Origin of the sequence: Stenotrophomonas beteli (assembly GCF_001431665.1) — a bacterium.
GTDB lineage: Bacteria > Pseudomonadota > Gammaproteobacteria > Xanthomonadales > Xanthomonadaceae > Stenotrophomonas > Stenotrophomonas beteli.
Genome location: NZ_LLXV01000037.1, coordinates 21,060 through 40,668, shown reverse-complemented (window position 1 = coordinate 40,668; position 19,609 = coordinate 21,060). Strand labels below are relative to the sequence as shown.

Annotated in this window: 15 protein-coding genes; 5 read left to right on the top strand and 10 right to left on the bottom strand. The window is 68.2% G+C overall.

Features of this window, described 5'->3' with window-relative positions; all coding sequences use genetic code 11:
- Nucleotides 1–89: 89 nt before the first annotated feature.
- Nucleotides 90–1,190 (bottom strand): cell division protein ZapE, encoded by a 1,101-nt coding sequence (zapE, locus tag ARC23_RS09510; RefSeq protein ID WP_057497008.1) that lies wholly within the window; start codon nucleotides 1,188–1,190, stop codon nucleotides 90–92.
- A complete protein-coding gene (locus tag ARC23_RS09505) occupies nucleotides 1,187–1,858 on the bottom strand; it encodes an alpha/beta hydrolase (protein WP_057497007.1) in 672 nt (223 codons plus the stop codon). The genes zapE and ARC23_RS09505 overlap by 4 nt, the downstream gene beginning before the upstream one ends.
- Before the next feature lie 43 nt (nucleotides 1,859–1,901).
- Here ARC23_RS09505 and ARC23_RS09500 point away from each other — a divergent pair, with 43 nt between their 5' ends.
- Complete coding sequence (locus tag ARC23_RS09500; RefSeq protein ID WP_057497006.1) at nucleotides 1,902–2,759, top strand: EamA family transporter; 858 nt, start codon at nucleotides 1,902–1,904, stop codon at nucleotides 2,757–2,759.
- 301 nt (nucleotides 2,760–3,060) lie between these two features.
- On the opposite strand, the gene ARC23_RS09495 is transcribed toward ARC23_RS09500, so the two are convergent.
- The 3 genes from ARC23_RS09495 to ARC23_RS09485 all read right to left on the bottom strand — a co-directional run bounded on the left by ARC23_RS09495 (nucleotide 3,061) and on the right by ARC23_RS09485 (nucleotide 5,992).
- Nucleotides 3,061–4,509 carry an ExeM/NucH family extracellular endonuclease gene (locus ARC23_RS09495; RefSeq protein WP_057497005.1) on the bottom strand — a complete coding sequence of 483 codons (1,449 nt, stop codon included), beginning with the start codon at nucleotides 4,507–4,509 and terminating at the stop codon, nucleotides 3,061–3,063.
- A gap of 148 nt (nucleotides 4,510–4,657) precedes the next feature.
- Nucleotides 4,658–5,176 carry a c-type cytochrome gene (locus ARC23_RS09490; protein ID WP_057497004.1) on the bottom strand — a complete coding sequence of 173 codons (519 nt, stop codon included), beginning with the start codon at nucleotides 5,174–5,176 and terminating at the stop codon, nucleotides 4,658–4,660.
- Nucleotides 5,177–5,377: 201 nt separating this feature from the next.
- Nucleotides 5,378–5,992: a TetR/AcrR family transcriptional regulator gene (locus ARC23_RS09485; protein WP_057497003.1), complete on the bottom strand. Its 615-nt coding sequence runs from the start codon at nucleotides 5,990–5,992 to the stop codon at nucleotides 5,378–5,380.
- 159 nt (nucleotides 5,993–6,151) lie between these two features.
- Between ARC23_RS09485 and ARC23_RS09480 the strand changes: the two genes are divergently transcribed.
- The 3 genes from ARC23_RS09480 to ARC23_RS09470 are packed head-to-tail and all read left to right on the top strand — an operon-like array spanning nucleotide 6,152 to nucleotide 10,960.
- Nucleotides 6,152–7,315, top strand: coding sequence for an isovaleryl-CoA dehydrogenase (locus tag ARC23_RS09480; RefSeq protein WP_057497002.1), 1,164 nt, complete (start codon nucleotides 6,152–6,154; stop codon nucleotides 7,313–7,315).
- 10 nt (nucleotides 7,316–7,325) lie between these two features.
- The gene (locus ARC23_RS09475; protein WP_057497001.1) at nucleotides 7,326–8,936 is read left to right on the top strand and encodes a carboxyl transferase domain-containing protein; all 1,611 of its coding nucleotides are present in this window, start codon (nucleotides 7,326–7,328) and stop codon (nucleotides 8,934–8,936) included.
- Between the two features lie 8 nt (nucleotides 8,937–8,944).
- Nucleotides 8,945–10,960, top strand: a complete 2,016-nt coding sequence (locus ARC23_RS09470; protein ID WP_080393056.1) for an acetyl-CoA carboxylase biotin carboxylase subunit — start codon at nucleotides 8,945–8,947, stop codon at nucleotides 10,958–10,960.
- Between the two features lie 51 nt (nucleotides 10,961–11,011).
- Here the strand turns inward: ARC23_RS09470 and ARC23_RS09465 are convergent, their stop codons facing one another.
- Nucleotides 11,012–12,175 (bottom strand): putative peptide maturation dehydrogenase, encoded by a 1,164-nt coding sequence (locus tag ARC23_RS09465; protein ID WP_057496999.1) that lies wholly within the window; start codon nucleotides 12,173–12,175, stop codon nucleotides 11,012–11,014.
- Between the two features lie 119 nt (nucleotides 12,176–12,294).
- On the opposite strand from ARC23_RS09465, the gene ARC23_RS09460 reads away from it, so the two are divergent.
- Nucleotides 12,295–12,579: an NHLP-related RiPP peptide gene (locus ARC23_RS09460; RefSeq protein WP_057496998.1), complete on the top strand. Its 285-nt coding sequence runs from the start codon at nucleotides 12,295–12,297 to the stop codon at nucleotides 12,577–12,579.
- A gap of 7 nt (nucleotides 12,580–12,586) precedes the next feature.
- Here ARC23_RS09460 and ARC23_RS09455 read toward each other — a convergent pair whose 3' ends face one another.
- From ARC23_RS09455 to aceB, 4 genes are all read right to left on the bottom strand, one after another.
- On the bottom strand, nucleotides 12,587–15,100 hold the full coding sequence (locus ARC23_RS09455; RefSeq protein ID WP_057496997.1) for a putative peptide modification system cyclase: 2,514 nt from the start codon (nucleotides 15,098–15,100) through the stop codon (nucleotides 12,587–12,589).
- Between the two features lie 15 nt (nucleotides 15,101–15,115).
- Nucleotides 15,116–16,159: a GGDEF domain-containing protein gene (locus tag ARC23_RS09450; RefSeq protein ID WP_057496996.1), complete on the bottom strand. Its 1,044-nt coding sequence runs from the start codon at nucleotides 16,157–16,159 to the stop codon at nucleotides 15,116–15,118.
- Nucleotides 16,160–16,575: 416 nt separating this feature from the next.
- Nucleotides 16,576–17,877: an isocitrate lyase gene (aceA, locus tag ARC23_RS09445; RefSeq protein WP_019337654.1), complete on the bottom strand. Its 1,302-nt coding sequence runs from the start codon at nucleotides 17,875–17,877 to the stop codon at nucleotides 16,576–16,578.
- A gap of 64 nt (nucleotides 17,878–17,941) precedes the next feature.
- The gene (aceB, locus tag ARC23_RS09440) at nucleotides 17,942–19,564 is read right to left on the bottom strand and encodes a malate synthase A (protein ID WP_057496995.1); all 1,623 of its coding nucleotides are present in this window, start codon (nucleotides 19,562–19,564) and stop codon (nucleotides 17,942–17,944) included.
- Nucleotides 19,565–19,609 lie beyond the last annotated feature (45 nt).

The following is a 19,609-nucleotide window of genomic DNA, read 5'->3' as shown; positions in this document are numbered from 1 at the left end:
TGTAGTAGAGCCGAGCCCATGCTCGGCTCCTTTTCGGCACATCATTCAGAAGCAGCCGAGCGTGGGCTCGGCTCTATAGTAAATCGCCCTCACGCCCGGTGCGGGGTGCCCAGGTACTCGGCGCTCTGCATCTCGATCAGGCGCGAGGCGGTGCGTTCGAACGCGCCCTGCAGGCGCTGGCCGGTGTACAGCTCGATCGGCGAGGTGCTGGCGGTGCACACCAGATTGACGTGGCGGTCGTACAGTTCGTCGATCAGGTTGACGAAGCGGCGCGCGGCATCTTCGTTCAGGCGGTCGAAGGCGGGAATACCGCCCAGCAGCACCGTGTTGAACTCGTGCGCGATCTCGATGTAATCCGACGGCCCGCGCGGGCCCTCGCACAGCGCGGCGAAATCGAACCAGGCAATGCTCTTGCCACGGCCGCGTACCGGAATCTTGCGGCCCTCGATCTCGATGTTGCCGGGCTTGGCCGGCTGGCCGCCGCTGAGTTCGGTCCAGCGCGTGGCCAGCCAGGCATCACTGTCAGCGGCAAGCGGCGCGCGGTACACCGGCGAGCGGGTCAGCGCGCGCATGCGGTAGTCCTCGGTGCCTTCGGCATACAGCTCCACGCAGAAACGCTGCAGCAGGCCGATGGCCGGCAGGAAGCTCTCGCGCTGCAGCCCGTTGAGGTACAGGTTCTCCACCGCCGTGTTGGAGGTGGTGACCAGGGTCACGCCCTCGGCGAACAGGCGCTCCAGCAAACGTGCCAGCAGCATGGCGTCGCCGATGTCGGTGACGAAGAACTCGTCCAGCACCAGCACGCGCAGGTTGCTGCGCCATTCCTGGGCGATCTTGGCCAGCGGGTCGCTCTGTCCCTGGTGCTCGCGCAGGCGCTCATGGACGCTGCGCATGAAGCGGTGGAAGTGGGTGCGGTACTTCTGCTTGATCGGCAGCCCGTCGTAGAACAGGTCCACCAGGAAGGTCTTGCCGCGGCCGACGCCGCCCCAGAAGTACAGGCCCTTGACCGGCTCGGGCTTCTTCCAGAACGAGGACAGGCGGTCCAGCCAGCCATCCTCGGCGCTGTCGACCAGGCCCCGATGGATGCGGTCCAGCTCGGCCAGTGCCGCATGCTGGGCCGGGTCGTCCTGCCAGTCGCCACGGGCGACTCCTTCGGCATAGCGCTGCGAAGGCGTCAGCTCGGCGGCACTCATGCCGCCGCGCCCAGCCAGTGCTTGACGCCGTGGGTGAGCGCGCCGCGCAGGTCGATCAGCTTGCGGTGGAAGAAGTGGCTGGTGTCGGGCATGCGCACCAGCTCATGCGGGAAATCGAGCGTGTCCAGCCACTGGTAGACCGCCTGCGGGTCGACGATCTCGTCCTGCTCGCCCTGGATCACCAGCCAGCGCGCCGGCGGTTGCACGCCGTCGAAATCCCAGCGGCCGGCCGGCGGTGCGATCGAGATCAGCGCCTCCGGCTGCAGTTCGCCTGCCGCCTTCAGCGAGACGAACGACCCGAAGCTGAAGCCGGCCAGCCACAGGCGATCGTCCGGGCGCTGGCTGCGCACCCAGGCGGCGACAGCCTTCAGGTCGTCCTGCTCGCCCACGCCGCCATCGAAGGTACCGGCCGAACCACCGACGCTGCGGAAGTTGAAGCGCACCGTGGCGATGCCAAGCTCGCGCAGGGTGGTGGCGGTCATGGTGACCACCTTGTTGTGCAGGGTGCCGCCTTCGGTGGACAGCGGGTGGCAGATGATGGCCACGATCGGCTGCACCGGCACATCGGCCTTGGGCAGGTCGACGACCACTTCCAGCGGGCCGGCCGGGCCGTCCAGTTCGAGGCAGGCGGTTTCGCCGGGGGCGACGGGGAACGAGTGCTTGTGCATGGCACCATGATACCGTCCCCCGCCCCTGCCCTGTGCCCGTCCCATGCTCTACCTGTCTTTGGCCGTGATCTGCAGCGTGCTGGTTTCAGTGGTGTTGAAGGTGGCCGCACGCCGCCAGCTGGATGTTGCGCAGATGGTCACCTGGAACTATCTGGTGGCGGCAACGCTCACCGCCGTGGTGCTGCAGCCGCCGCTGGATGCGCTGCGCGCGCCGCACGCGCCGTGGCTGTCATTGCTGGCGCTGGCAGTGGTGCTGCCCTCGATTTTCCTGGTGCTGGGCCGCGCGGTGGCGGTGGCCGGCATCGTCCGCAGCGATGTCGCGCAGCGGCTGTCACTGCTGCTGTCATTGGCTGCCGCCTTCCTGTTCTTCGGACAGACCACCACGCCATGGAAGCTGGCCGGGCTGGCGCTGGGCCTGGTTGCCATGGTGGCGATCAGCCTGCGCCCGCGCGGCCCGGCACTGGCATCCTCGCCCGGTGGCTGGGGCTGGCTGCTGGGCGTATGGGCCGGCTTCGCGGTGGTGGACGTACTGCTCAAGCAGGTGGCCCTGTCGGGCACGCCGTCGATGGCGGCGGTGCTGGCCAGCTTCAGCGTGGCCTTCGTGCTGATGCTGGCATTGCAGCTGTGGCGGCACTTCAGCGGTCGCAGCCGGCTGGGCTGGCGCAACCTCGGCGCCGGTGCGCTGCTGGGCCTGCTCAATGGCGGCAACATCCTCTTCTATGTGCACGCGCACCAGGCGATGCCGGACAGCCCGGCCACCGTGTTCGCCGGCATGAACATCGGCGTGGTGGTGCTGGGCGCGCTGGTGGGCGTATTCGCCTTCGGCGAGGCCACCACGAAGTGGAACCGCGCCGGCCTGGCGCTGGCGGTGCTGGCGATCGGGTTGATCGCCTGGGGGTGAGCGTTGGTTGCGGCGGGCCATTTCCGCGCCCGCGGTGGGATGTCACTTTTCTTTTCGCGCGAAAAGAAAAGTAACCAAAAGAAACGCGCCGCCAGCCGCGAGCCGGTGCTGTGCACCGGTTCCCTGCGCTTCTCGGTGAATCAGGGGACAGCGCCGAACTCGCTGCGCTCAGACATCGGCGCCTCTTCGCCCCTGATTCACCTGCGATGCTCGGCTCGCTTGAAGGCGGACTGGTAGATCAAAAGCAACGGCAGCATCCGTGCCGATCAAGGTCCCTCCCAGAGCAGATCCCCGCCGAACCTTATCTGTCGAAGCCCAGCAGCAGCGGGTCGTGGTCGGAGCTGCGCCACGGGCCCTGCACGTTGCGGCCCTGGTAGCCGCTGGCGTCCTGCTCGTCGGCATTGCTGTGCCATTCGGCGGCACCACGCAGGCGCCCGGCCATGCCCGGGCTCAGCAGGGCGTGGTCGAGGCGGCCGCTGTAGCCGTTGTAGACGTAGCTGTAGGGGTGCTCGACCTTGGCCACCTTGAACGCATCCTGCCAGCCCAGGTCATGCAGGGTGCGGATGGGATCTTCCATCGCGTAGGCATTGAAGTCGCCCAGCAGCACGATGTCCTTCACCTTCAGGCGCGCGGCTTCGGCATTGACCCACTGGCTGAGCTGGCGCGCCGATTCGACGCGGGTGGCGTTCCAGCAGCCCTGGCCGTCGTTCTGGTCGGCATCGGCACCGCTGGCATCGCGGCAGCCCTTCGACTTGAAGTGGTTGGCCACCACCATGAACGGCGCGCCCTTGCCCTGGAAGGCCTGCGCCAGCGGCGCGCGGCTGTGTTCGGCAAACGGGCCATCGACCCGCGTCAGCGGCTGGCCCAGCGGCTTGAACGACCCACGCTTGTAGATGATGCCGACCCGGATCGGATTGGTACCCGGGCCTTCGCCTGGATCAACGGCCACCCATTCGTCGTTCGGGTCGGTGCGCGGCAATGCATTGAGCGCGGCCAGAAGTTCGGCAATGGCCGACTGCGGACCGTAGCCGTCGTTTTCCAGTTCCATCAGCGCGGCGATGTCGGTATCGAGGGCGCTGATGGTGGCGACCAGCTTGGCCACCTGCGCCTTGTGCTCGTCCAGCGTGCGCGCGCCGCGCAGTGTCGGGAAGCCGCCACCCTGGCCATCGCCATTGAAGAAGTTCTCCAGGTTGAACGCGGCGATCTGCAGGCTGCCCGGCACCGTCGGCACGGCCGGGCGCTTCAGTTCCGGCAGCTTCAGCACGCCCTCCACCTTCAGGCGGGGGCGGCCCTGCGCATCCACGCGTACCGTGCCTTCCACCGTGCGCAGCTGCATGCCGGTGCGCAGCACCGCGTTGCCCGGCAGGTAGGCCACGCTGCCCGGGTCACGCGCGTCGCTGCCATCATCCAGCAGCAGGCGACGGCGCTGGTTGTCGGCCATCACCTGCGCGTAGCCGGCGGTGCCCGGTGCCGCCACTTCGGTCGGCTGCCAGAGGCGGCCATCGAACGCCACGGTGAGCTGGCCGAACCGCTCCAGGCCATCGGTGCCGGCCAGGGTCAGCGGCGCAGCGATGCGCACGCGCTGGCCATCCAACGCGCGCCAGTCCGAGGGCGCTGCGGTCAGCACCACGGTGGCGCCGCCGCGCGCGGCGGGCGCTACCGGGGCCGGTGCGGCCTGCGGCTGGGCCTGGGCGAAGGCGCTGGCCGGCAACAGCAGGGACAGGGCAAGGGCAAGGGAGCGGCGGCGCATCGACGGGCGATTCCAGGCAAGAGGGGGCACAGACTAACCCCGAAATGCGAAGCCCCGCTTGCGGGCAGGGTTTTGACCTGGGTGGGCAAAGCCGCAGGCGGCGACCGGGGCGGCACTAGCCCCGTTCCGAGGCTCCGCCGTTCACCGTCTACTTCAGGTTGCCCAGCATCCAGTCCACGGTCGCGTGGATCTGTTCCTCGGTCAGTGCCGGGTTGCCGCCCTTGGGCGGCATGATGCCGCCGTCGGGGCCGGTGTAGCCCTCGATGGCGTGCTTGTAGAGGGTGTCCTTGCCCTGTGCCAGGCGCTTGTCCCAGTGCGCGTGATCCAGCGTCGGGGCCTGGCCGACACCGGTGGTGTGGCAGGCGGTGCACAGGTTGTCGAAGATGACCTTGCCGTCCTTGGTGCCGCCGTAGGCCACCTGCGACGCGGCCTTGGCCAGCGCGGCGGCCTTGGCCGCGGCCTGGGCGGCGGCGCCGGTACTGCCGGCATAGACCGCACCGGTGGGCGAGATGCGCTGTTCGGTGCGCTTGGCTGCCGTGGGCGACACCTCGGGCGGAATCCGGGTGTGGATGTAAGCGGCAAGGAGGATCAGGCCGAGGGTGATGGCCATCAACAGCGCGATCACCATGGAGAAGCGTTTCAGGAACTCCAGATCGTAATTCCGCACTCTTCGTTACCCCTGGCTGATAGTCGTTGGACCACGGCTGAGCGACTGCGTGATGGACCGAGTATAGAACGCGCCTTGCGTGCGACAACAGGCGTCATTGCTGGTGCGGCGCAGCATGCCGGGGCTGGGGTCGGATCCCTTCTGCGCGCAAAAGGGATCCGACCCCGGCAACAGGCAAAAGCAGTCGAGCATGGCTCGACCCTACAAAACCGGGACGCCGATCGCGCGCAGGCAGAAGCTGCAGATCGCATCCACCAGCGCGTCTTCGTCGCGGTGCGCTTCGCGGCTGGGCGCGGTAGGGCCGACCATCGCCTCGGTGAAGGCACCCACCAGGCAGGCGGCGGCCACATGCGCGTCCTGCGCCGGCAGCTCACCGGCCGCCACGCCCTCCTCCACCAGCCGCAGGAACACGTCGCCGAACGCGCGACGACCGCGCATGCGCTCGGCTTCCACATCCGGATCGACCGGTTCGACGATGAAGGCGTGCGCCAGCCCCGGCCCGGCCAGGGCGCGGCGGACGAAGGCGGTGATCGCCAGCCGCAACCGCTCGCTGGCGGCCTCCGGGCCACTGGCGATGCGCTCCATGATCGCGACCTCGTGGGCCACGGCGGCGTTGAGCACTTCCACGAACAGCTCGGCCTTGGACGGGAAGTGGCGGTAGATCAGGCCGGTGGACACCCCCGCCTGGGTCGCCACGGCGGTCACCGGGGCGTTGCGCCAGCCGCCGGTCGCGACCAGCTCGCGGGTGGCCAGCAGGATCCGTTCACGGGCGCCCGCCAGGCGTTCTTCCATCAATGCAGAGCGTTTGTAGGCCATGTTCTGATTCTAGTTTCAATTTTTGAATTCGTATTCACTTCTTACCCGAACCCCGCTACGCTGGGGCCATCGCCCGTGCGGGCAGCGGTCCTGCAGACCGCCGCCCGCTCCCCCGCCGGGTGCGTCCATTTCCTGCCATCCCGCCGTGGAGCCACCACAATGCACGTGCCATCCCTGAACTTCGATCTTGGCGAAGACATCGACCTGCTGCGCCAGAGCGTGGCCCATTTTGCCGCCGCCGAGATTGCCCCGCTCGCCGCCGAGGCCGATGCGACCAACCAGTTCCCGCTGGCCCTGTGGCCGAAGCTGGGCGAACAGGGCCTGCTCGGCCTCACCGTGGAAGAAGCATACGGTGGTACCGGCATGGGCTACCTGGCCCACGTGGTGGCGATGGAAGAAATCTCGCGTGCCTCCGGTGGCATCGGCCTGTCCTATGGCGCGCATTCCAACCTGTGCGTGAACCAGCTGCGCAGGAACGGCAGCGAGCAACAGAAGCAGCGCTTCCTGCCGGACCTGTGCAGCGGCGCCAAGGTGGGCGCGCTGGCAATGAGCGAACCGGGCGCCGGTTCGGACGTGGTGTCGATGAAGCTGCGCGCGGACAAGCGCGGCGACCGCTACGTGCTCAACGGCAACAAGATGTGGATCACCAACGGCCCGGATGCCGACGTGCTGGTGGTTTACGCCAAGACCGACATGGAGGCCGGCGCCAAAGGCATCACCGCCTTCCTGGTCGAGAAGGGCATGAAGGGCTTCTCCACCGCGCAGAAGCTGGACAAGCTGGGCATGCGTTCTTCGCCCACCTGTGAACTGGTGTTCCAGGACTGCGAGATTCCCGAAGAGAACGTGCTTGGTGCGGTGGGCGGCGGCGTGCGCGTGCTGATGTCCGGCCTGGACTACGAACGCGTGGTGCTGTCCGGTGGCCCGCTGGGCCTGATGGCCGCAGCGATGGACGTGGTCATGCCCTATGTGCACGAACGCCACCAGTTCGGCGAAGCGATCGGCAGCTTCCAGCTGATCCAGGCCAAGATCGCCGACATGTACGTGGGCCTGGGCGCGTGCCGCGCCTACGTGTACGCCGTGGCGCGCGCCTGCGACCAGGGCCGCACCACCCGCCAGGATGCGGCCGGTGCGATCCTGTACGCCGCCGAGAAGGCCACCTGGCTGACCGGCCAGGCGATCCAGATCCTCGGTGGCAACGGCTACATCAATGAGTACCCCACCGGCCGTCTGTGGCGCGACGCCAAGCTGTATGAAATCGGCGCCGGCACCTCGGAGATCCGCCGCATGCTGATCGGCCGCGAACTGTTCCAGCGCACCCTGTAAGGCCACCGCCATGACCGTCCTGAACAGCCAGCTGCAACCGGGCAGCGAAACGTTTGAAAGCAACCGCGCGGCCATGCAGTCCGTGGTCGATGACCTGCACGCCACCCTCGCCCGCACCGCGCTGGGCGGCAGCGAGGCTGCGCGTGCCAAGCACACCGCACGCGGCAAGCTGCTGGTGCGCGACCGCATCGACACCCTGCTCGACCCGGGCAGCGCCTTCCTCGAAATCGCGCCACTGGCCGCGCACGGCATGTATGACGACGCCGTGCCCGCCGCGGGCGTGGTGGCCGGGATCGGCCGGGTGAGCGGCGTGGAGTGCGTGATCGTGGCCAACGACGCCACTGTCAAGGGCGGCACTTATTACCCGATGACGGTGAAGAAGCACCTGCGCGCGCAGGAGATCGCCGAGCAGAACCACCTGCCGTGCATCTACCTGGTCGACTCCGGTGGCGCGTTCCTGCCGCTGCAGGACGAGGTCTTCCCCGACCGCGACCATTTCGGCCGCATCTTCTACAACCAGGCCAATCTGTCGGCGCAGGGCATTCCGCAGATCGCCTGCGTGATGGGCAGCTGCACCGCCGGTGGCGCCTACGTGCCGGCGATGAGCGATGAAACAGTGATCGTGCGCGAACAGGGCACGATCTTCCTCGGCGGCCCGCCGCTGGTGAAGGCGGCTACCGGTGAAGTGGTGACGGCCGAGGAACTGGGCGGCGCCGATGTGCACACGCGCATCTCCGGCGTGGCCGACCACATGGCCGACAATGATCTGCAGGCGCTGGCACGGGTGCGCGCGATCATCGCGCAGTTGAACTGGCGCAAGCCGGAACCGGTGATGGCGGTGCAGCCACCCGAAGAGCCGCTGCTGCCGGCCCATGAGCTGTATGGCGTGATCCCGGCCGATACACGCAAGCCCTACGACGTACGTGAAGTGATCGCACGCCTGGTCGATGGCTCGCGTTTCGATGAGTTCAAGCCGCGCTACGGCGCAACGCTGGTCACCGGCTTCGCGCATCTGAACGGTTACCCGATCGGCATCATCGCCAACAACGGCATCCTGTTCTCCGAGTCGGCCCTGAAGGGCGCGCATTTCATCGAGCTGTGCACCCAGCGCAACATTCCGCTGGTGTTCCTGCAGAACATCACCGGCTTCATGGTCGGCCGCAAGTACGAACAGGGTGGCATCGCAAAAGACGGCGCCAAGCTGGTGATGGCGGTGGCCTGCGCCAGGGTGCCCAAGTTCACCGTGGTGATCGGCGGCTCGTTCGGTGCCGGCAACTACGGCATGTGTGGCCGCGCGTATTCGCCGAACTTCCTGTGGATGTGGCCCAACGCACGCATCGGCGTGATGGGCGGCGAGCAGGCCGCCAGCGTGCTGGCCACGGTCAAGCGCGATGGCATCGAAGCCAAGGGTGGCCAGTGGCCGGCTGCGGAAGAAGACGCGTTCAAGGCGCCGATCCGCGAGCAGTTCGAACAGCAGGGCCACCCCTACTACGCCAGTGCCCGCCTGTGGGACGACGGCGTGATCGATCCGGCCGACACCCGCCGGGTACTGGCGCTGGCGCTGTCGGCCAGCCTCAACGCCGCCCCGCAGCAGACGCGCTTCGGCGTGTTCCGCATGTAACCGATGCCATGACCGAGCACGCTCCCATGAAGCCCGTTGCCATGTTCACCAAGATCCTGATCGCCAACCGTGGCGAGATCGCCTGCCGCGTCATCGCCACCTGCCGTCGCCTCGGCATCGCCACCGTGGCGGTGTACTCCGATGCCGACCGCAACGCGCGCCACGTGCGGCTGGCCGATGAAGCCATCCACATCGGCCCGGCCGCCGCACGCGAGAGTTACCTGCGCGGCGACGTCCTGCTCGAGGCCGCACGCGCGACCGGCGCGCAGGCCATTCACCCCGGCTACGGTTTCCTGTCCGAAAATGCGGACTTCGCCGATGCCTGTGCCGCTGCGGGCATCACTTTCATCGGCCCGCCGGCCAGCGCCATCCGCGCGATGGGCGACAAGAGTGCGGCCAAGGCGCTGATGGCCCAGGCCGGCGTGCCACTCACCCCGGGCTACCACGGCGACCAGCAGGCGCCGGACTTCCTGCGTGCACAGGCCGACGCCATCGGCTACCCGGTGCTGATCAAGGCCAGTGCCGGCGGCGGTGGCAAGGGCATGCGCAAGGTCGAGCGCAGCGAGGACTTCGTCGATGCGCTGGCCAGCTGCCAGCGCGAAGCGGCCTCGGCGTTCGGCAATGACCACGTGCTGGTCGAGAAGTACGTCGAGCGCCCGCGCCATATCGAGATCCAGGTATTTGGCGACAGCCACGGTGAGGCGGTCTACCTGTTCGAGCGCGACTGCTCGGTGCAGCGCCGCCACCAGAAGGTGCTGGAAGAAGCGCCGGCCCCGGGCATGAGCGCGGAACGTCGTGCTGCGATGGGCAAGGCCGCGGTCGATGCCGCGCGTGCGGTGGGCTACGTCGGTGCCGGCACGGTGGAATTCATCGCCGGCCCGGACGGCGATTTCTACTTCATGGAAATGAACACCCGCCTGCAGGTCGAACACCCGGTGACCGAGTACATCACCGGTACCGATCTGGTGGAGTGGCAGCTGCGCGTGGCCTCGGGCCAGCCGCTGCCGCTGCGCCAGGAAGAGCTGGCGATTCACGGTCATGCCATCGAAGCACGCCTGTACGCCGAAGATGCCGACCGCGGCTTCCTGCCGTCCACCGGCACCCTGCGCCGCCTGCGCCTGCCCACGCCGTCGGCCCATGTGCGCGTGGATACCGGCGTGGAGGAAGGCGACAGCATCACCCCTTACTACGATCCGATGATTGCCAAGCTGATCGTCTGGGACGTGGACCGCGACGCCGCACTGCGCCGCATGAGCCAGGCGCTTGCGGACTGCCAGGTGGTGGGCGTGACAACCAATGCCGGCTTCCTGCGCCGCCTGGTGAACACCGATTCGTTCGCGCACGCCAAGCTGGATACCGCACTGATCGAACGCGAACAGGCCGTATTGAATGCAGTGGGCGACACGGATGATGCCTTGTGGCAGCTGGCCGCCGTGGCCGCGGTTGCAAGCACTGCCGGTGCCAGCACCGACGCGCGCGACCCGCATTCGCCGTGGCAGGCTCAGGACGGCTGGCGCCTGGGCGCCCGTGCGCCACGCGTGCTGCCCTTGCAGCAGGGCGAGCGCCGGCACTGTCTGAAGGTGTGGTCGCAGGCTGACGGCTGGCGCGTGCAGTGCGATGACGCCGCGCCGGTGCTGGCCATCGGCACGGCCGACGCGCACGCGCTGACCGTGCAGCTGGGCGGCCGCCGCTGGACACTGCAGCTGCTGCGCGACGGTGACCAGCTGTACCTGTTCGGTGCCGATGGCCAGCATCGCTTCACCCTGCACGATCCGGTGAGTGAATCGGACCATGCCGTGGCCGACGCCGGCAGCCTGCTGGCACCGATGCCCGGCAGGATCGTGGCCACGCTGGTCGCGGCCGGCACCGAGGTCAAGCGCGGTACGCCGCTGGTGGTGCTGGAGGCGATGAAGATGGAGCACACCCTGCAGGCACCGGCCGACGGCACGGTGAAGGGCTATCGCGCCAAGGCCGGCGACCAGGTCGGTGATGGTGCGGTGCTGGTGGACTTCGACGCCGCCTGAGCGTGGCGTGGCCGGGCCCTGTGGCCCGGCGACGGCGCAGGCCGCTGGCCATCAGCCCGGCAGCGGCCACACGTGGCCACCCGGATCCAGTTCCGCGGTGGTCTTTTCGGCCTTGCGCCAGCCCAGCCCGCAGATGGCCAGTGCGCCCTCGGCCATCGGCCGCAGCCCGAACGCGCGCCCGGCCTCGGCTTCGTTGATGGCGGCGGTGACGAACGCCCCCAGGCCCTGCGCGGTCGCGGCCGCATACAGCGCCTGCGAGACATGCCCGGCATCGAGCGTGACCGCGCGATAGGCCTTGGCATGGTTGCGGTACTTCCAGTAGTTGCGTTCGAACCGGCACACCAGCACCAGCAGCACCGGCGCATCGGCGAACCAGTGCTGGCCAGCCAGCAGGCGCAGGCCCAATGCCGCCGGATCGTCCACCTGGCCTGGCAGCCGCCCGAGTTCATGGGCCAGCGCATGGTAGTGGTACAGGCCCGGCGCCAGACCCTCCACGTTGCGCACCAGCAGATAGGCTTCCAGCGGATGCAGGCTGCCGGCCGAGGGTACGTTCTTCTTCAGGAAGCGCACCCCGGGATCGGTTTCCACCTGCGCCTGGGCCATCAGCACCTGTTGCAGCACGCGCGCCAGCAATGGCAGCGGCAACGCGCGCGCGCCATCAAAATTGCGGCAGGTGGCCCGTGCCTGCAACAGCGGCTGCATCGGATCATCCTGGCAACGTGGCAGCGGTAATGCGCCGGGCAACCGCGGCGGTGCTTCCGGCGGCGGGTTGCCGAAGCTGCGCACCAGATCGCGTGCCGTCACCAGCTGGTGCTGCTCCATGTCCTGCACGCTGTCCACGCCGTCCCAGCACGACTGCTGGTAATGCAGGGCCGACAGCGGCCACCAATGGCTGTCGCGCAGCCGCTGCTCGGCCGCGAACCCCTCGGCGTGGGCCGGGTCATCGCTGACCAGCAGCCCCTGCTGCAGCAGCGCCAGCACGCGGCTGCGCGCCTCCGGCGCCTGCGGCAACGACTGCCAGTGCTCGGCGCTGCAGGCCAGCAACCAGGCACAGCTGGCCGCATCGACCACCTGCACGGTCGGCAGGTGCGCGGCGTGTACCTGCAGCACCGGTTGCAGCTGCACGCCCGTTCCACCAGCCAGCAGTGCATCCAGATTGAAGGCAGGACGTTCCACCGGTTCGACGAACAGCGTCCGGCAACGACGGAATCTCATCGCGATGGCATCCCACGGTTGTGCAGGGCGCCGATCATAGCGTGGCATGCACGCACGCCCATCAACTTCGCGGCCTTGCCGCCGATATTTCCATTTTCCCAACCTTGCGGTCGTATCCCATGTCTGCCTCGCCCCTCTCCGCCGACGTTGTCCGGCAGCTGCTGGAACGACTGTCCAGCGATGATGCCTTCCGTGCCGAATTTGCCAGGGACCCGGGCCAGGCGCTGCTTGCGCTCGGCGCCGACGAGGAGACTGTGCGCGCCTGCCATGCACCACTGGCCTCGTTGGGCGGCAAGGCGGAGTTCGCCAACGCCGCAGCGCGCATGCACCAGCTGCTGGACGTGCGCGCCGCGTTCACCGTGCCGTTCCTGTTCGAGGATGGCCTGCCGGGACTGGATCCGTAAACCGGCCTCAGGGCGCGGCTGACGCGTCCTTGCCCGCCTGCGGGGCGGGCCGGATCGACGTCAACCGCTGCACGTCCATCGCGTTCAGCGGAAGCAGCGCGTAGTCGCCGACATCTTCGGCGAATGCCAGGCCGACGTGGCGTTGCAGCCACTGTGCGTGGCGCAGGGCCGTGGCGTGGTCGCCACTGGCCGTGGCCAGGTCCATCTGCAGCACCCGCCATTGGAACAGGCTCGCAGCGGGTTGCTGGGCCAGCAGCGACTGGGCCTGCGCCAGCCGGCCCTGGTCGAGCGCGATGCGCGCCTGCAACAGGTTCCACAGCTCGCGCAGGCGTGGGTCTGCATCGCGTTCGGGCAGCGCCTGCAACGCCTCCCGTCGCTGCGCCACCAGCGTGCCCTGGCCGGCGCGCACGGCGTGGTAGGCCGCGGCAAGTGCAATGAAGGCGTTGCGCCGGGCCGGTGCCGGCTGCGAACGATCAATCGCCTGCAACGTCCGGTCGAGCACCTGCTGGTAGGCCTGGGACGCGGCGCTCACCGGCTGCTGGCCACGCCAGGCCAGCGCCTGCAACGCCAGGATGTCGCACAGGCCGGAGCCGGTCGTGCACTGCGCGGCGGCCTGCTGCATGTCATTGGCCGCTTCGCTGCGGCGATCCTGCATTCCCAGGACCGCTGCACGCAGCATGCGCGCGCCCAGCCCAGAGGAAGGCATCGCTGCGAAGCCAGCATTGGCCGCATCGAAATCACCTGACAGGGCCAGCAGCAGCGGTTCCATCGCATCACCGTTCCAGCCCGGATGCAGGCGTGCGCCGCGCAGGGCAGCTTGGGCGGCGTCGATCTCGCCACGCGCCAGCTGCACCCGCGCCACGAACACCAGCACCAGTGCACGGCGGGAATGCTGCCGGGCCAGCAACGGCTGCGCGGCGGCCAGGGCACCGTCGTAGTCACCCTGCGTGTAGAGGATCTTAGCGTAGTTCATCCAGCCCGCCGGATCATCCGGGTACAGCTCGGTCAGCATCCGCCATCGGTCAGCGATGCGTGCCGGCGGAGCGCCCTGGAAGTCGGCGGCCCACGCGTCCAGGTAGAGCTGGTCACGCGCGGTCAGGTGCGCACGCTGGCTGACCGCCTTCTGGTACAGCGCGGCGGCCTGCTCCAGGTTGCCCTTGGCGTGCTGGATGTTCATCTGCCCGACATAGGCAAAGGCGAACCCGGGGTCGAGCCGGGTGGCCTGTTCGAAGAACATCAGCGCGTCGTCATAGCGTGCTGCCGCCGTGGCATCCACGCCCTTGGCATAGGCATGCAGCGCATCGAGGTTGGCGGTGGCCACGGTCGGCAGCGGCCGCTGGTCGCGACCGACATCACGCAGGGCCTCGCCCAGGTCGGTGCGCAGCGCCGCGACCACATGGTCGGTGGAGGCCAGGATCGAATCCAGCCCGCGACCGTCGGCGAAGCGGGTGTAGACGGTCTGCCCGCTGCGCGGATCGACCACTTCGACACTGACCCGCACCTTGCCGTTGAGTTCCAGCACGCTGGGCACCAGCACCGCGCGCACGCCATCGCGCAGCGCCACTTCAATGGCCAGGCTGCGGTCCAGCCGTGCCTGCGGCGGCCGCTGCATCAGCTGCAGGGTGTCGCGCACCTTCAGTTCGCTGAGGATGTTGACGAACCGCGACTGCCCCAGGCTGATGTACAGCGCCTGCTCCAGGCTGCTGTCCAGCTGCGGGTACGCAGTGGCATTGTGCACGGCCGACACGATCACCCAGTCACGCTCGGCAAAGGCAATCGCCGGTGCCGGCCGCAGCAGCGTCCACAGCAGCACCCCCAGCGCCAACGCCAGCGCAGCCTCGGTCACCAGTGCGGCCGGCCGCCGCCACAGCGGCAGATCACGCCAGGCCTTTTCGCCCGAACGCGGCCTGCGCAACGGCGCGCTGCCACGCAGACCGACCTCGAAAACTTCCTGGCGCTCGCTGATGCCCTTGAACCGCCAGCAGCCGTGGTCCTTCCAGCGCAGCTCATCGGCCGCCCACGGCAGTTCGCCGCTGGCCCGACGTGCCATCTTTTCCGCGCTGGCCGACAGCAGGACCTGCCCCGGCCACGCCAGCTGCATCAGGCGGGCGGCCATCGGCTTGGCCAGGCCCTCCACTTCCACCGGCTTGGCACCGTGGGCCATGGCCTCGGCACTGTTGTTCCACAGCAGCACATCGCCCACGTGCAGCCCGGCGCGCGCGCGCAGCACGATGCCGCGTTCGCGACCCAGCGCTTCCACCGCGCTCTGGTAGGACAGGGCGAAGCCGACCCCATCGATGGTGCGCTCGAACAGCATGAACAGGCCGTCGGAGCGATCGATCAGCTGCCCGTTCCAGCGCTGCTGCAGGCCCAGCACCAGCCGGTCGTGCTGCTGGAACAGCTCAGCGGCGCTGATGTCGCCAATGCGCTCGACCAGCTGCAGCGAGTCGCACAGGTCGGTGAACAACAGGGTCCGCACCTGCGGGCTCTGCACCGGAAGGGAATCCTGGATGCCGTCCATTGCCACCTCTGCCGCTCATGATCCGTTGACGGGGCCATCGCCCCAGCGCAGGCAATTGCCGCCATCGCGCTTGGCCTGGTACAGCGCGCGGTCGGCGCTGGCGTACCACTCGCTCCAGTCCGCGTCGGCCACCAGCAGGCTGGCACCGATACTGACCAGGCTCACGTGCGGCGTGCCATGGCTGCGTTCGAGCAGGCCGTGCACCGCGCTGAGAATGAACTCGGCTGCGTGCTGCACGATCTGGTGGTTGCCACGGCGCAGGATCAGGCAGAACTCGTCGCCTCCGAGCCGGCAGGCCAGGTCCTGCTCACCGGCCATCGAACGCAGGATGTTGCCCATGCTCTGCAGCACGCGGTCGCCGGCCTGATGGCCGTGGCGGTCGTTGATCTGCTTGAAGCGGTCGCAGTCGATCAGCAGCAGCGCCTGCGGCGGGCCATCGGCGTGGGCGCGGCACTCCTGCAGGTACAGGGTCAGGCCGCGGCGGTTGTGCAGTCCGGTCAGCTCGTCGGTGCGCACCAGCTCGCGGGTGTGGGTGAGCTGGTGGGTGGTGATGTACAGGTTGTCCAGCGCGGTTTCCAGGTCGTGGTTGCGCCGCCGCAGCTGGCTGATCAGGGCCTGTTCGTTGGTCAGCACGCGCATGATCGTGCGGCGCAGGAAGTAGGCCACCAGGCCGGGATCGGATTCGACCAGGCGGTGGAAATCACTCGGGCCCAGCTCCAGTACTTCGCACTCATCCAGCGCGCGCGCACTGGCGCTGCGCAGGTGATCGCCGACCAGCAGGCCCAGCTCACCGAAGAACTCGTGCTGGCCGAGCGTCTTGATTACCAGGTCCTCACCGAAGTCCAGCTCGATCTGGCCCTGGAGGATCACATACATGCGCTCGCCACGGTGTCCACGCTGGAACAACCACTGTCCGGCATGAAGCTTGCATGGGCGGGCGAATCTGGCGAACAATGCGACCTCGGCATCGGACAGCAGCGCATGCACGATCTCGGCCATCGCCACGCGGGCGATACCTGTCGTCACATCACTGTTCTCGGCCGCACCCCTGCCGGTCATTCCCTGCACCCGCCGCCAGCGTCCCCTGGTGAGCCGCGGAGCATAGCACCGCTTTAAAGTGTGCGCCCTATCCCATTTTGAGCCTTTGGTGCACGTCCGTGATGTGAAGATGCCGCGTGGCCCGTTCCGGTCACCCCTGTCCACGCAAAACTCCTGATGGATCAAGCCGATGGCGGATTTCACAGGGATCGGGCCAAGTTGCCGTCGCGCCGGTGCGCCGGATTGACGCGCCACGCAACCCGCACCATGGCCTGGATACAACAACGCCGGCAGGTCCCCCGACCGGCCGGCGTTGTCTGGCCCTTCCCTGGCCACCCTGATCGGATTTCGAGGCTTCGGTAGAGCCGGCCGCTGGCCGGCTTCCCTGTGGTACCCGAAGGATCACGTGGTTGCCCGCCCGCGGCCGGCAGACCGGATCACGCGGCGCGTTCGCTGCGCCCGCCGTGGAACTGTTCTTCTTCGGTCGAACCGGTCAATGCGGTGGTGGATGACTGCCCCTGCTGGATCGCCTGGGTGACCGCATCGAAGTAACCGGTGCCGACCTCGCGCTGGTGCTTGACCGCGGTGAAGCCACGCTCGGCCGCTTCGAACTCGGCCTCCTGCAGTTCCACGAACGCGCTCATCTGGCGGCGCGCGTAGCCATGGGCCAGGTTGAACATGCCGTAGTTCAGTGCATGGAAGCCAGCCAGGGTGATGAACTGGAACTTGTAGCCGTAGCTGCCCAGCTCGCGCTGGAATTTGGCGATGGTGGCGTCGTCCAGGTTCTTCTTCCAGTTGAAGCTGGGCGAGCAGTTGTAGGCCAGCAGCTTGCCCGGGAACTTCGCATGGATCGCCTCGGCAAACCTGCGTGCGAATTCCAGGTCCGGCTTGCCGGTCTCGCACCACACCAGATCGGCATAGGGCGCATAGGCCAGGCCCCGGCTGATCGCCTGGTCCAGGCCATTGCGGGTCTTGTAGAAGCCTTCGACGGTGCGCTCGCCGGTGGTGAACGGCTTGTCGTTGCCGTCGATGTCGCTGGTCAGCAGGTCCGCTGCCTCGGCATCGGTACGCGCCACCAGCAGGGTCGGCACGCCCAGCACGTCGGCGGCCAGGCGCGCGGCATTGAGCTTTTCGATCGCCTCACGGGTCGGCACCAGCACCTTGCCGCCCATGTGGCCGCACTTCTTCACCGACGCCAGCTGGTCTTCGAAGTGCACGCCAGCGGCACCGGCCTCGATCATCGCCTTCATCAGTTCGAACGCATTGAGCACGCCGCCGAAGCCGGCTTCGGCATCGGCCACGATCGGCTGCAGGAAGTCGATGTCGTCCTTGCCTTCAGCGTGATGCAGCTGATCGGCGCGCAGCAGGGTGTTGTTGATGCGCTTGACCACCGCCGGCACCGAATCGGCCGGGTACAGCGACTGGTCCGGGTACATCTGGCCGGCCAGGTTGGCATCGGCGGCTACCTGCCAGCCGGACAGGTAGATCGCCTTCAGGCCCGCCTTGACCTGCTGCATCGCCTGGTTGCCGGTCAGCGCACCCAGCGCGTTGACGAACTCGCGCTCGTGCAGCGACGCCCACAGCTTCTCCGCACCCAACCGGGCCAGCGAATGCTCGATGTGCACGGTGCCGCGCAGGCGCACCACGTCGGCGGCGCTGTAGTTGCGCTGGATGCCTTCCCAGCGCGGGTTGGTATCCCAGTCGTGCTGGATCTGTTCGGCAGTGGGCAGCTTGCTCATGTCTTTCTCCAGTTCGGTTCTTTGGTGCAGCGGGGAGGGAAACGGCGGAAAACGCGGGCGGCAGTCAGTCGATGCGCGCGTAGGCCGGCAGGGTCAGGAAATCGGTCAGTTCGTTGCTGCGGCTCAGTTCGGCCAGCAGGGTGATGGCTTCGCCGATGCGGGCCCCGCCGGGCAGCGCGCGGGTATCGCCCAGCCGTGCCGGCAGCTGCGCCAGGGTGGCGTCGAGCAGGGCCAGGTCGATCGCGGTACCGTCGTCGAGCTGCTGGTCCGGCGTGTGCAGCCACTGCCACAGCTGGCTGCGGCTGATCTCGGCGGTGGCCGCGTCCTCCATCAGGTGATGGATCGGCACGCAGCCGTTGCCATCCAGCCACGCGGCCAGGTAGCGCACGCAGACTTCCACGTTGCCTTCGAAGCCGGCACGAGTGATGGTGCCGGGCGGGCGCGCGATCAGTTCGTCGCGGCCGACGCGCACGTCCTGGCGCAGCACGCTGTGCTGGTTCGCGGTAGGCATGTGTTCGTCGAAGATCGCCATCGCCACCGGAATCAGCGCCGGGTGCGCGACCCAGGTGCCGTCATGGCCGGCGCTGACTTCACGCAGCTTGTCGGCGCGCACCCGGGCCATCGCCTGTTCGTTGGCGGCCGCATCGTTGTTGATCGGGATCTGCGCGGCCATGCCACCCATCGCATGCGCGCCACGGCGATGGCAGGTCTGGATCAGCAGCTCCGAATAGGCCTTCAGGAACGGCTGGGTCATGGTCACCTGGCCGCGCTCGGGCAGCACGCGGTCGGCATGGCGGCGGAAGGTCTTCAGGTAGGAGAAGATGTAGTCCCAGCGCCCGCAGTTCAGGCCGACGATGCGGTCACGCAGTGCGTGCAGGATCTCGTCCATCTCGAACACCGCCGGCAGCGTTTCGATCAGCACGGTGACCTTGATCTGGCCATGCGGCAGGCCGAGCATCCCTTCGATGTGCGACAGCGCGGTCTCCCACAGCGCGGCCTCTTCCATGCTCTGCAGCTTGGGCAGGTAGAAGTACGGGCCGCGATCCTTGGCCTGCAACGTGCGCGCGTTGTGGAAGGCGAACACCGCCGCGTCGAACAGGCCACCGGCCAGCGGCTGGCCATCGATCGCCACGTGCTTCTCGTCCAGGTGCCAGCCACGCGGGCGCACGATCAGCACCGCCTGCTCATCGTAGGGGCGCAGGCTGTAGTGCTTGCCATTGGCGGCGGTGAATTGCAGATCACCGCGCACCGCCGCCGCCAGCGACTGCTGCCCGGCCAGCAGGTTGCGCCAGGTCGGCGAGGTCGAATCCTCGAAGTCGGCCATGAACACCCTGGCGCCGGAGTTCAGCGCGTTGATGACCATCTTCGGGTCGGTCGGGCCAGTGATCTCGACGCGGCGGTCCTGCAGCGCGGCCGGCAGCGGCGCAACGCGCCAGTCGCCGCTGCGGATCGCGGCGGTGTCCTCGCGGAAGTCCGGCAGGCCGCCCTGGTCGAAGAACGCCTGGCGCTCGCGGCGGGCCTGCAGCCGTGCCTGCCGGCCCGGTTCCACCGCACGGTGCAGCGACACCAGCAGGGCCAGCAGCGGCGCCGGCAGCACGATGTCCTGGCCGGCCACGCGGGTCGCCAGGGCGATACCGGGGGTGGCCTTGCTGGCAGGGGTGGAAACAGCGGAAGCGACGGCGGACATGGGGCGACTCCAGCGGTGGGGGAACGACTCCACGGTGCCGCTGGG

Excerpts from the sequence above, each read along its gene's own strand:
- zapE (WP_057497008.1), bottom strand. The coding sequence starts at position 1,190 with ATGAGTGCCGCCGAGCTGACGCCTTCGCAGCGCTATGCCGAAGGAGTC.
- ARC23_RS09505 (WP_057497007.1), bottom strand. The coding sequence starts at position 1,858 with ATGCACAAGCACTCGTTCCCCGTCGCCCCCGGCGAAACCGCCTGCCTC.
- ARC23_RS09500 (WP_057497006.1), top strand. The coding sequence starts at position 1,902 with ATGCTCTACCTGTCTTTGGCCGTGATCTGCAGCGTGCTGGTTTCAGTG.
- ARC23_RS09495 (WP_057497005.1), bottom strand. The coding sequence starts at position 4,509 with ATGCGCCGCCGCTCCCTTGCCCTTGCCCTGTCCCTGCTGTTGCCGGCC.
- ARC23_RS09485 (WP_057497003.1), bottom strand. The coding sequence starts at position 5,992 with ATGGCCTACAAACGCTCTGCATTGATGGAAGAACGCCTGGCGGGCGCC.
- ARC23_RS09480 (WP_057497002.1), top strand. The coding sequence starts at position 6,152 with ATGCACGTGCCATCCCTGAACTTCGATCTTGGCGAAGACATCGACCTG.
- ARC23_RS09475 (WP_057497001.1), top strand. The coding sequence starts at position 7,326 with ATGACCGTCCTGAACAGCCAGCTGCAACCGGGCAGCGAAACGTTTGAA.
- ARC23_RS09470 (WP_080393056.1), top strand. The coding sequence starts at position 8,945 with ATGACCGAGCACGCTCCCATGAAGCCCGTTGCCATGTTCACCAAGATC.
- ARC23_RS09465 (WP_057496999.1), bottom strand. The coding sequence starts at position 12,175 with ATGAGATTCCGTCGTTGCCGGACGCTGTTCGTCGAACCGGTGGAACGT.
- ARC23_RS09460 (WP_057496998.1), top strand. The coding sequence starts at position 12,295 with ATGTCTGCCTCGCCCCTCTCCGCCGACGTTGTCCGGCAGCTGCTGGAA.
- ARC23_RS09455 (WP_057496997.1), bottom strand. The coding sequence starts at position 15,100 with ATGGACGGCATCCAGGATTCCCTTCCGGTGCAGAGCCCGCAGGTGCGG.
- ARC23_RS09450 (WP_057496996.1), bottom strand. The coding sequence starts at position 16,159 with ATGACCGGCAGGGGTGCGGCCGAGAACAGTGATGTGACGACAGGTATC.
- aceA (WP_019337654.1), bottom strand. The coding sequence starts at position 17,877 with ATGAGCAAGCTGCCCACTGCCGAACAGATCCAGCACGACTGGGATACC.
- aceB (WP_057496995.1), bottom strand. The coding sequence starts at position 19,564 with ATGTCCGCCGTCGCTTCCGCTGTTTCCACCCCTGCCAGCAAGGCCACC.